Annotated in this window: 9 protein-coding genes; 6 read left to right on the forward strand and 3 right to left on the reverse strand. The window is 63.1% G+C overall.

The window, feature by feature from the left end; translation table 11 throughout:
- Nucleotides 1-159: 159 nt before the first annotated feature.
- Both A7V84_RS03760 and A7V84_RS03765 read right to left on the reverse strand, forming a co-directional pair.
- Entirely contained in the window at nucleotides 160-1,539 is a 1,380-nt protein-coding gene (locus A7V84_RS03760) for a sensor histidine kinase (protein WP_101605289.1), read from the reverse strand.
- Between the two features lie 115 nt (nucleotides 1,540-1,654).
- Nucleotides 1,655-2,350: a response regulator transcription factor gene (locus A7V84_RS03765; RefSeq protein WP_025512515.1), complete on the reverse strand. Its 696-nt coding sequence runs from the start codon at nucleotides 2,348-2,350 to the stop codon at nucleotides 1,655-1,657.
- Between the two features lie 360 nt (nucleotides 2,351-2,710).
- Here A7V84_RS03765 and recA point away from each other — a divergent pair, with 360 nt between their 5' ends.
- Together recA and recX are read left to right on the forward strand one after the other, a co-directional pair.
- The gene (gene recA, locus A7V84_RS03770) at nucleotides 2,711-3,772 is read left to right on the forward strand and encodes a recombinase RecA (protein WP_025512514.1); all 1,062 of its coding nucleotides are present in this window, start codon (nucleotides 2,711-2,713) and stop codon (nucleotides 3,770-3,772) included.
- A 26-nt stretch (nucleotides 3,773-3,798) separates the two neighbouring features.
- Nucleotides 3,799-4,401: a recombination regulator RecX gene (gene recX / locus A7V84_RS03775; RefSeq protein WP_063492471.1), complete on the forward strand. Its 603-nt coding sequence runs from the start codon at nucleotides 3,799-3,801 to the stop codon at nucleotides 4,399-4,401.
- Nucleotides 4,402-4,415: 14 nt separating this feature from the next.
- Here recX and A7V84_RS03780 read toward each other — a convergent pair whose 3' ends face one another.
- Nucleotides 4,416-5,336 carry a LysR family transcriptional regulator gene (locus A7V84_RS03780; protein ID WP_025512511.1) on the reverse strand — a complete coding sequence of 307 codons (921 nt, stop codon included), beginning with the start codon at nucleotides 5,334-5,336 and terminating at the stop codon, nucleotides 4,416-4,418.
- Between the two features lie 139 nt (nucleotides 5,337-5,475).
- Between A7V84_RS03780 and metE the strand changes: the two genes are divergently transcribed.
- The 4 genes from metE to sucD all read left to right on the forward strand — a co-directional run bounded on the left by metE (nucleotide 5,476) and on the right by sucD (nucleotide 10,752).
- Entirely contained in the window at nucleotides 5,476-7,773 is a 2,298-nt protein-coding gene (gene metE, locus A7V84_RS03785) for a 5-methyltetrahydropteroyltriglutamate--homocysteine S-methyltransferase (protein ID WP_063492470.1), read from the forward strand.
- Between the two features lie 302 nt (nucleotides 7,774-8,075).
- A complete protein-coding gene (locus tag A7V84_RS03790) occupies nucleotides 8,076-8,678 on the forward strand; it encodes a DUF2889 domain-containing protein (protein ID WP_025512509.1) in 603 nt (200 codons plus the stop codon).
- A 10-nt stretch (nucleotides 8,679-8,688) separates the two neighbouring features.
- On the forward strand, nucleotides 8,689-9,849 hold the full coding sequence (gene sucC / locus A7V84_RS03795; protein WP_025512508.1) for an ADP-forming succinate--CoA ligase subunit beta: 1,161 nt from the start codon (nucleotides 8,689-8,691) through the stop codon (nucleotides 9,847-9,849).
- A gap of 21 nt (nucleotides 9,850-9,870) precedes the next feature.
- Nucleotides 9,871-10,752, forward strand: a complete 882-nt coding sequence (gene sucD, locus A7V84_RS03800) for a succinate--CoA ligase subunit alpha (RefSeq protein ID WP_025512507.1) — start codon at nucleotides 9,871-9,873, stop codon at nucleotides 10,750-10,752.
- The last annotated feature ends 53 nt before the right edge of the window (nucleotides 10,753-10,805 follow it).

Consider the following 10,805-nt stretch of genomic DNA (forward strand, 5'->3'; position numbering starts at 1 on the left):
TGGTGTTCCGCCGTGCTCTGTGCCCCTGTGCCTGTGGATGACATGGAGCCTGGATGCCAAATTACGGAGCGAGACTGACGAGGTTCTGACGTAACCCTTACCTGAATCTTAATTTTGAAATAAAACGTAACTTCTCCGTGGGAGGCCTAGGGTAAGTCCTTAGGGCATCCCGTGAGGCGTGTCGCGCACGGCAGCGTAGTGCTTGAAGCGCACGACGAATCGGGCGCCAGGCGGATCCGCCTGGGGGTCCTGCGTGGCGATGCTGACCTCGGCGTGGTGTTTCTGGGCGATTTCCCGCACGATCGCCAGGCCCAGGCCGCTGCCATCGGCGCGTACGCCCAGCACGCGGTAGAAACGGTCGAAAATGCGTTCCTGCTCCTCAGGCGGCACGCCCGGGCCGCTGTCCTCGACCTCCAGGACGGCATGCTGCAGCGTCTGGCGCACCCTTACCGTGATGTGGCCGCCGTGCGGGGTATAGCGCAGGGCGTTGTCGACCAGGTTGTTGATCAGTTCGCCAAGCAGGATTGGGTTGCCCAGAATATTGACGGGGTGATCGCAACCTTCGAAGCCCAGGTCCGTCCTGACTGCCAGGGCTTGCGGTACCCAGTGCGCCGTATGCTCGGAAGCGATGGCGTTCAGGTCCACGCGGGACAGGGCCGTGCTCTCGGGGGTTTCGGCGCGGGCCAGCAGCAGCAACTGGCTGACCAGCCGGGTGGCGCGTTCCGAGCCGGTCACCAGTTGGCGCAGGCTGGACTGCATTTCTTCCGGGCTCGCATCGCGCAGGGCCAGTTCGGCCTGGGTGCGCAGCCCGGCCAGCGGCGTCTTCAGCTGGTGGGCGGCGTCAGCGACGAAACGCCGTTGCGCCTGAACGTTGGCCGACAGGCGGTCGAGCAGTTCGTTCATCGCTCCCACCAGCGGGGCGATTTCGGTAGGCGCGGCATGTTCGTCGATAGGGGAGAGGTCGTCCGGGCGTCTGGCCCGCAGGCGCTGTTGCAGCGCATTGAGCGGCGCCACCCCGCGCGACAAACCGAACCAGACCAGCAGCACGGCTACCGGCAGCACGATGAACTGCGGAATGATCACGCCTTTGATGATGTCATTGGCCAGCTGGGTGCGTTTTTCGCCGGTTTCGGCCACGATCAGCAAGGCCGGCTCGGTGCCGGGCAGTTTCAGATCCACCCAGGTGTAGGCCAGGCGGATGTCAAAACCATGCAGCGTGTCGTCGGCATAAAACACATGGCCCGGGCGGGCCACGGCGGTTCGGGGGGGGAGCGGCAGGCCGCGATCGCCGCCAAGATATTCGCCACGACTGCCCAGGGCCAGCCAGAAGACGCTGTCGGTCTCGTCCGAACGCAAGGCCGCGCGGGCCGGTTCGCTCATGCGCAGAACGGCGCGCCCGTCCTGCGCCTGGACCTGGTTGCTGAGAATGCGCAGGTTGTTGGCCAGCGCGCGGTCATAAGGGGTGTTGGCGATATTCTGGGCGACCACATAGGTGATCGCCACGCTCATGGGCCACAGCAGGAACAACGGCGCCAACATCCAGTCCAGGATTTCGCCCAACAAGGAGCGCTGCGGCGGTGCGAAGCTCGGTCCTTTGGCGCCACCGCGCAGCGCATCCAGCGCCTCCTGATTGACTTTCTCAGGTGGCGTCGGATCAGTTGGCAAGGGAGCAGGCCGTGGCACCCGGATCGCGTTCCAGACAATAGCCCAGCCCGCGCACAGTGATGATCTTGACCCCGCTGGGTTCAAGTTTTTTGCGCAGGCGATGGACGTAGACCTCGATGGCGTTGGTGCTGACCTCCTCGCCCCATTCGCACAGGTGATCGACCAGCTGGGTCTTGCTGACCATGCGCCCGCTGCGGGCAAGCAGGATCTCCAGCAGGCTGACTTCGCGTGCCGAGAGGTCCAGCGTATGGTCATCGACCGACGCCACGCGGCCGGTCTGGTCGAATACCAGGCGACCGTGGCGGATGACGGTCGCGCCGCCGCCGGCGCCCCGGCGCGTGAGCGCACGCACCCGCGCCTCCAGTTCCGACAGGGCGAATGGCTTGGCCATGTAATCGTCGGCGCCCAGATCGAGCCCTTTGACACGCTGCTCCACGCTGTCGGCGGCGGTCAGGATGAGCACAGGCAGCAGGGAGTTGCGCGCGCGCAGGCGGCGTAGCACTTCCAGTCCCGTGAGTTGCGGCAGGCCCAGGTCGAGGATGAGGAGGTCGAAGGCCTGGGCCGCCAGGGCCGAGTCTGCCGACAGGCCATCGCCCACGGCATCCACGGCATAACCATGGTGGCGCAGCGAGCGGGAGAGTCCGTCGGCGAGAATACTGTCGTCTTCGGCGATGAGGATGCGCATGCGGTACGGCTGAAGCGGCAAGGGCCGGCGCAGGGCCGGCAGTGTCTGGCTATGCCCGGCGGCCAGGTTTCCTGGGGAAAGGTAGCGGGCGGGCAAGGCGGGCCCGGCAGATATGCCCGGCATGCGGGGATTCTGGCACAGGGCTCGCGGCTTGCCACTCAGGGAATACGTGGAAAACCTGGGCATACTGGTTGTTTGTACAGTATAATCAGGTGCCATAATCGCACTCGTAGCGAGCAGGCCGCATTCTTGCGGTGCTGCTCAGTGCGGCCGGCAGGGGGTTGCCCCCTCGTGCCGCCAGACCCGAACCCCGTGACCCGCTCGCCCGGCCGTGCCCGGCGTACACAAATAGGACCCTTTATGGACGATAAAACCAGCAAGGCCGCATCGGAAAAAGCCAAGGCTTTGGCCGCTGCCCTGTCGCAGATCGAAAAGCAGTTCGGCAAAGGCTCGATCATGCGCTACGGCGACAATGAGGTCGAGCATGACATCCAGGTCGTTTCCACCGGCTCGCTGGGTCTGGATATCGCCCTGGGCGTCGGCGGCCTGCCGCGCGGGCGCGTGATCGAGATCTACGGCCCCGAGTCCTCCGGCAAGACCACGCTTACCCTGCAGGTCATCGCCGAAATGCAGAAGATCGGCGGCACCTGCGCCTTCGTCGACGCCGAGCATGCCCTGGATGTGCAATATGCTTCCAAGCTGGGTGTCAATCTGGGCGACCTGCTCATTTCCCAGCCCGATACCGGCGAACAGGCGCTTGAGATCACCGATGCGCTGGTGCGTTCCGGTTCGGTCGATCTGATCGTCATCGACTCGGTCGCCGCTCTCGTGCCCAAGGCCGAAATCGAAGGCGACATGGGTGATTCGCTGCCGGGCCTGCAGGCCCGTCTGATGAGCCAGGCGCTGCGCAAGCTGACCGCCACCATCAAGCGCACCAACTGCATGGTCATCTTCATCAACCAGATCCGCATGAAGATCGGCGTGATGTTCGGCAACCCCGAGACCACTACCGGGGGCAACGCCCTGAAGTTCTACTCGTCGGTGCGTCTGGACATCCGTCGCATCGGTTCCATCAAGAAAGGCGACGAAGTCGTCGGCAACGAAACCCGGGTCAAGGTGGTGAAGAACAAGGTCGCCCCGCCGTTCAAGCAGGCCGAGTTCGACATCATGTACGGCGCCGGCATTTCGCGCGAAGGTGAAATCATCGATCTGGGCGTGGCCGCCAACGTGGTGGACAAGTCCGGTGCCTGGTACAGCTATAGCGGCAATCGTATTGGCCAGGGCAAGGACAATGTGCGCGAGTACCTCAAGGAAAACCGCAGCATGGCCATCGAGATCGAAAACCGCATCCGCGAGAACCAGGGCATCGTGAGCCGCGTGGCCGAGTTCGTCCCGACCCCTGAAGAGCGCGCCGAAGACTGAGGCCGGGGTCAGGGAAGGGGGGCGCCATGTCGCGTTGGCAACCGCGGTCTCAGGCCCGTTCTGCGGCTTCGGCACGCCAGCGCCTGGACGATGAGTTCGAAACGCTGGCGCCCGTTGCCGCGCGTTCGCTCGAGAATGAGGTCTGCGCCGATGAGGAGGGGCCGCTGCAGTCGGCGGCCCCCGTGCGCAGCGGCCCCTCCCTGAAAGCCCGGGCGGTGGGTTATCTGTCGCGCCGCGAGCATTCGCGTGCCGAGCTGGCGCGAAAACTGCAGCCCTACGCTCAGGAGGGCGATGATGTCGACGCCATCCTGGATGCTCTGCAAAAAGAGGGTTGGCAGTCCAATACTCGTTTTGCACAAAGTCTGGTGAATCGCCGTGCGGCGCGTCAGGGGACGGCGCGCATCGTCCAGGAGCTGCGTCAAAGCGGCGTGGACGACGGCGACATTGCCGAGTTGCGTGACCAGCTGCGAGAAACCGAGCATGCCCGTGCGCTGGAGGTCTGGCGCCGCCGCTTTGACGACAAGCCGCAAGACCGTCAGGCCTATGCCAAACAGGCGCGTTTTCTGGCGGGCAGAGGTTTTTCCCACGACGTCATCCGGCGCATTCTGGGCGGCAATGACGAAGACTGAGCCCTGGGCATGTCCTAGTGCTTGGCGGTCTTGATGCCGGACAACGTCTTGAAACTGACATCCCGGGCGATCGTCAGAAACTCATCAATATACGAAGCGCCGCGATCTTCACTGCGCACGCCCGCATAGAGCGTGCGCCAGACACCTTGCGACCCCAGCCTGAGCGTCTTCAGGGGAGCTTGGCCGATGTACTCGGTCAGGGCCCAGTTCGGCAGGGCTGCCACGCCCCGGTTGCTGTTGACCAGCTGCACCATCATGGGTGTGAGCTCGGCACGCCGCAAGGCCGCCGGCTCGATGTCGGCCGGGTCAAGAAAGGCCGTGAAGACGTCGAGCCGTTGACGGTCGACCGGGTAAGTAATGAGCGTCTGGCTGGCCAGTTGGGCGGGTTCGACATGGCGCTGACTGGCCAGAGGGTTGTTTTCCGACACGGCCAGCACCAGCTCATAGCGAAACAAAGGAAGAAACTCAACGGCCTCCAGTGTCTGGGGATCGGAAGTGATCACCAGATCGAGGTCGCCGCGCACCAGGGCGGGCAACGGGGCGAAGGAGAATGCTGCCGAAAGATCCAGCGCGACATCGGGCCACTGGGCGCGGAATGCATCCAGCGCCGGCATCAGCCATTGGAAGCAGGAGTGGCAGTCGATCGCGATGTGCAGCCTGCCCGTACGGCCGGCTGCCAGCTTCTGCAGTTCGCGCTCGGTAGCGCGCAAGCGGGGTAGCACCTCGTCGGCCAAGGCCAGCACCCGCAGGCCCGCCGTGGTCAGGCGGGCAGGGCGGGTGCGGCGGTTCAGCAGCGCCGTGCCCAGGCGGGTTTCCAGGTCACGGAGTTGATGCGAGAGCGCTGATTGCGTGAGATGCAGGCGTTCTGCAGCTTCCTGCAGGCTGCCGCCGTCGCGGATGGCGGACAGGGTTTCAAGATGGCGGATTTCTAGCATGGGTCTCTTGCGGGATTCGTTTTGCTGATTCTATGAATTTATCTCAACTAATGGTTGTTGAGTTTGATTTTGACTCAGCAAAATTTGCAATCAGAATGTTTGTTCACATGAATTTAATTTGTCTTGTCCGGATATTCTTATGACTGTAATTCATAATATGGGCTTCCCTCGCATCGGGGCACAGCGAGAATTGAAGCGCGCCGTCGAGGCCTATTGGGCCGGCAAGCAATCGGCTGATGCGCTGCTGGAGACGGGGCGCCAGTTGCGTGCGGCGCATTGGCAGCGCCAGGCAGCCAGCGGCCTGAAGTTCGTTCCCGTGGGTGACTTCGCCTGGTATGACCACATTCTGGAATGGAGCACGTTGCTGGGCGCCGTGCCCGCGCGTTTCGGACAGCCAGAGTCCCAGGCCGTGAGCCTGGATACCTTGTTCCGAATGGGGCGTGGCCGCGCCCCGAGCGGTACGCCGGCGGCGGCCTGCGAAATGACCAAATGGTTCGATACCAATTACCACTACATCGTGCCTGAACTGGTGCCGGGCCAGAGCTACCGCATTGCGCGCGAGTACCTCTTCGAGCAGGTGCGTGAAGCCCAGGCGCTGGGCCACGCCGTCAAGCCCGTGATCCCGGGTCCGCTGACGTGGCTGTACCTGGGTAAGGGCGATGCCTTCCAGGGCGGGCCGGCCGATGAGCGCAAGCTGGCGTTGCTGGACAATCTGCTGCCGGTGTATCAGGAAGTGCTGCAACGCCTGGCGGGGCTGGGTGTCGAATGGGTACAGATCGATGAGCCGATCCTAGTGATGGATTTGCCCCAGGCCTGGCGCGATGCGTATCGCAACACCTATGAAGCCCTGGCGGCAAGCCCGGTGAAGCTGTTGCTGGCCACCTACTTCGGCGGCCTCGATGACAACCTGGCCACGGTCCAGGCATTGCCGGTGGCGGGCCTGCACGTCGATCTGGTGCGCGCGCCGCAGCAGTTGTCGCAGGTGCTCCAGGGGCTGCGCGAGGGTCAGGTGCTGTCGGCAGGCGTGATCAACGGCCGCAATATATGGCGCAGCGATCTGGATGCGGTAATCAAAGCCGCCCAGCCCCTGGCCCGCGAGTTGGGCGACCGTCTTTGGCTGGCGCCATCGTGCTCCTTGCTTCATGTGCCGGTGGATCTGGCCGGAGAAACGGAGCTGGATGCTGAACTCAAGAGCTGGCTGTCGTTCGCCGTCCAGAAACTCGACGAACTCAGCCTGCTGGGCCGCGCCTTGAATGGCGATGTGTCGGCCGACCTGCAGGCGGGGCTGGCGGCGCAACGCGCGGCGCTGCAGGCACGCAGGGCGTCGCCTCGTATTCATCATCCGGCGGTGGCTCGCCGCATGCTCGAGGCGGCCGGCATCTCGCGTGATCGCGCGCCTTTTGTTGAGCGGATCCGCGCCCAGCAAGCGCACTTGGGGCTGCCGCCCTATCCGACTACGACGATCGGCTCTTTTCCCCAGACCGCCGAGATCCGTGCGTTGCGGCGCGACTGGAAAGCCGGCGCCCTGAACGACGCGGCCTACGAAGACGCCATTCGCAAGGAAATCGAAGCTGTCATCCGTTTCCAGGAAAAGGTGGGGCTGGACGTGTTGGTGCATGGCGAGCCCGAGCGCAACGATATGGTCGAGTACTTTGGCGAGTTGCTGGCCGGTTTTGCGTTCACCCGAAACGGCTGGGTGCAGAGCTACGGCTCGCGTTGCGTGAAGCCGCCCATCATCTTTGGCGATGTCGCCCGTCCGGCACCCATGACCGTGGGGTGGTCTTCCTATGCGCAGTCTTTGACGGACAAACCTGTCAAGGGAATGCTCACGGGCCCGGTCACCATTTTGCAGTGGTCGTTTGTCCGTGACGACCAGCCGCGCGAAGCCACGTGCCGTCAGCTGGCCCTGGCGCTGCGCGATGAGGTGATCGATCTGGAGCGGGCTGGCATCAAGGTGATCCAGATCGACGAGCCGGCCATCCGCGAAGGGTTGCCGCTGCGCCGGGCCCAATGGCAGGCTTATCTGGACTGGGCCGTGGATTGCTTCCGCCTGAGCACGGCGGGCGTGGCGGACGATACCCAGATCCATACCCACATGTGCTATTCGGAGTTCAACGACATCATCGAGTCCATCGCCGCGATGGATGCCGACGTCATCACCATCGAAACCTCGCGCTCCAACATGGAGCTGCTCAAGGCTTTCGAAGATTTCCATTATCCGAATGATATTGGGCCGGGGGTCTATGACATCCATTCGCCCAACGTGCCGGAGGTCGGCTGGATGGTGGGCCTGATGCAGAAGGCGGCTTCGCGCCTGCCCAGGGAACGGCTGTGGGTCAATCCCGATTGCGGCCTGAAGACCCGTGCCTGGCCGGAAACCGAGGCCGCGCTCATCAGCATGGTCGCTGCGGCCCGCGCCCTGCGACAGTCGGCCTGAGGCGCCGCCCGTGACGAAAATCCGCGCCCCTGTGGCGCGGATTTTCTTTTTCCAGCGGGGCTTTCAGGGAAAATCGCCGGCCAGGGCGGCGCGCACGCAGAGGGCAAAACTGCGGCTGCACTGGGTAGTGGCATTAAGCCTGCGGTATCCGGTACTCTTGATCCGCAGGTCGCGCTGCTTTATCCCGTATGGCGCAAGGGGTTTTTGCAGTGTGGAATGCCGTCGCGCCATCCGGGGGCGCTGCGTTATACTTTGACAGTTTTGCCGCCTTGCGCCCCAGTCGATTTCGCAGGCCCTCTGCCATGCCCTTGCCCTCATCCGAAGTCCCTCGCCAGCCTTTGCACACACGTTCCATCCGTGTGCAGAGCTATGCGCGCGACGACGGCCTGTTCGACATCGAAGCCGAGCTTGTCGACGTCAAGGGCTATGACTTTCCCAAGCGCAACGGTGAGACGTTCAAGGCTGGCGACCCCATCCATCACATGCATCTGCGCATCACCATCGATGAGGAGTACAACATCAAGGCAGCCGAGGCTGTCTATGATGCGGCTCCCTATGGCGATGCCTGTATGGCGATCGAGGAGGCGTATGGCGGCCTGGTTGGGCTGAATCTCCTGAAAGGATTCCGCAACCGGGTCAAAGAACGCTTCGGTCGTGTGGATGGGTGCACCCACATGACCGAATTGTCTTTGGTTTTACCCACGGCTGCGGTTCAGACCATGGCCGGCCGCCGACGCAAAACCCTCAGCGAGGATCAGCGCCCGTTTCAACTGGATGGCTGCCATGCCCTGAGTACGAACGGTACTGTCGTCCAGGAGCATTACCCCCGGTGGTATACCGGACAAGCCGTGGCAGACGAGGCTGGCGCAACATCCGGGTCACCTTCTTTTTCTCATTCGTCCTGACAGGTAACACATGAAAATCCACGAGTATCAAGGCAAGGAACTGCTGAAGCAATTTGGCGTCCCCGTGCCCCGCGGTATTTCCGCTTTTTCCGTCGAAGAGGCCGTGGCGGCTGCCGAGAAGCTGGGCGGCCCGGTCTGGGTCGTCAAGGCGCAGATTCACGCCGGCGGCCGCGGCAAGGGCGGCGGCGTCAAACTGGCCCGCTCGTTGGATGAAGTCCGTCAGCTGGCTTCCGAGATCCTCGGCATGCAGCTGATCACGCACCAGACCGGCCCCCAGGGTCAGCCGGTCAAGCGCCTGTACATCGAAGAAGGCGCCGACATCCAGAAGGAATACTACGTGTCGCTGGTGACCGACCGTGGTACGCAGACCGTGGCCCTGATCGCCTCCAGCGAAGGCGGCATGGACATCGAGGAAGTGGCTCACTCCTCGCCCGAGAAGATCATCACCGAATACATCGACCCGATCGTCGGCCTGACCGACGCGCAGGCCAAGAAGGTGGCTGACGCCATCGGCATGCCGGCCGATTCCACCGCCCAGGCCGTGGACGTGTTCAAGAAGCTCTACCAGTGCTACATGGACACCGATGCCTCGCTGGTCGAAATCAATCCGCTGAACCGCGACGGCAAGGGCAATGTGATTGCGCTGGACGCCAAGTTCAACTTCGATTCCAACGCCCTGTTCCGTCACCCGGAAATCGTTGCTTACCGCGACCTGGACGAAGAAGACCCGGCTGAAATCGAAGCCTCCAAGTTTGATCTGGCCTACATCCAGCTCGACGGCAACATCGGCTGCCTGGTCAACGGCGCCGGCCTGGCCATGGCCACCATGGACACCATCAAGCTGTTCGGCGGCGAGCCGGCCAACTTCCTGGACGTCGGCGGTGGCGCCACGGCCGAGAAGGTCACCGAAGCCTTCAAGATCATGCTCAAAAACAAGGGCGTCAAGGCTATTCTGGTCAACATCTTCGGCGGCATCATGCGCTGCGACGTGATCGCCGAAGGCGTGATCACCGCTTGCAAGGCCGTCAACCTCAATGTGCCGCTGGTCGTGCGCATGAAGGGCACCAACGAAGAGCTCGGCAAGAAGATGCTGGCCGAATCGGGTCTGCCCATCATCAGCGCTGACACCATGGCCGAAGCCGCGACCAAAGTCGTCGCCGCCGCCAAGTAAAAAATTGCCAAGGATTCACAAATGTCGATTCTGATCAACAAGGACACCAAAGTCATCACGCAGGGCATCACGGGCAAAACGGGGCAGTTCCATACCCGCATGTGCCGTGACTATGCCAATGGCAAGGCCGCTTTCGTGGCTGGCGTGAACCCCAAGCGTGCTGGTGAAGACTTCGAAGGCATCCCCATCTACGCCTCGGTCAAGGACGCGAAGGACTCCACCGGCGCGACCGTGTCGGTGATCTACGTGCCGCCCGCCGGCGCTGCCGCCGCCATCTGGGAAGCCGTCGAGGCCGAACTGGAACTGGTGGTCTGCATCACCGAAGGCATCCCGGTGCGCGATATGCTGGAACTGAAGAACCGCATGCGCGAAAAGGGTTCCAAGACCCTGCTGCTGGGCCCCAACTGCCCGGGCCTGATCACGCCTGACGAAATCAAGATCGGCATCATGCCGGGCCATATTCACCGCAAGGGCCGCATCGGCGTGGTCAGCCGCTCCGGCACCCTGACCTACGAAGCTGTGGCCCAGGTGACCGAGCTCGGTCTGGGTCAGTCCAGCGCCGTCGGCATCGGTGGTGACCCCATCAATGGCCTGAAGCACGTTGACGTGCTCAAGCTCTTCAATGACGATCCCGATACCGATGCTGTCATCATGATCGGCGAAATCGGCGGTCCGGACGAAGTCGCCGCTGCCGAGTGGGCCAAGGACAACATGAAGAAGCCGGTGGTTGGCTTCATCGCGGGCGTGACCGCCCCTCCGGGAAAGCGCATGGGCCACGCCGGCGCGCTGATCTCCGGTGGCGCCGACACGGCCGACGCCAAGCTGGAAGTCATGGAAGCCTGCGGCATCAAGACCACGCGCAACCCCTCCGAAATGGGCAAGCTGCTGAAGTCGGTGCTGTAATCGGCCGGCATTCCTGATGCACAAAAAAACCCGCCTTCGTGGCGGGTTTTTTT

The organism is Bordetella trematum, from assembly GCF_900078335.1.
Lineage (GTDB): Bacteria > Pseudomonadota > Gammaproteobacteria > Burkholderiales > Burkholderiaceae_B > Bordetella > Bordetella trematum.